The 518-nt window shown below is 68.3% G+C and carries 1 protein-coding gene; it reads left to right on the forward strand.

What is annotated here, in order from left to right:
• Positions 1–518: DUF2637 domain-containing protein (locus ACLF6P_RS17365; RefSeq protein ID WP_415951311.1), on the forward strand; the 518-nt coding region annotated here is incomplete at both ends.

The raw sequence follows: 518 nt of genomic DNA on the forward strand, positions 1-518 counted from the left end.
GGCATCTGCGTCCTGCTCGCCCTCGACCTCCTCCTCACCTGGATCCGCATCCCCTTCCCCCTGCTGCGCCAGGCCGCCTGGCTGCTCACCGCCGCCACCATCGCGTTCAACGGCGCAGCCGCCTGGCCCGACCCCCTCGGCACAGCCATGCACGCCGTCATCCCGGTCCTCTTCGTGATCTCCGTCGAGGCAGCCCGGCACGCCATCGGCCGGATCGCCGACATCACCGCCGACAAACACATGGAAGGCGTCCGCCTCACCCGCTGGCTCCTCTCCCCCCTCCCCACCTTCCTGCTCTGGCGCCGCATGAAACTCTGGGAACTGCGCTCCTACGACGCCGTGATCAAACTCGAACAGGAACGACTCGTCTACCAAGCACGCCTGCGCTCCCGCTACGGCCGCGCCTGGCGCCGCAAAGCACCCGTCGAATCCCTCATGCCACTCAGACTCGCACGCTACGGAGTACCACTCTCCGAAACCGCACCGGCAGGCCTCGCCGCCGCAGGCATCGAGACACC

This window comes from Streptomyces lothianensis (assembly GCF_047779955.1).
GTDB lineage: Bacteria > Actinomycetota > Actinomycetes > Streptomycetales > Streptomycetaceae > Streptomyces.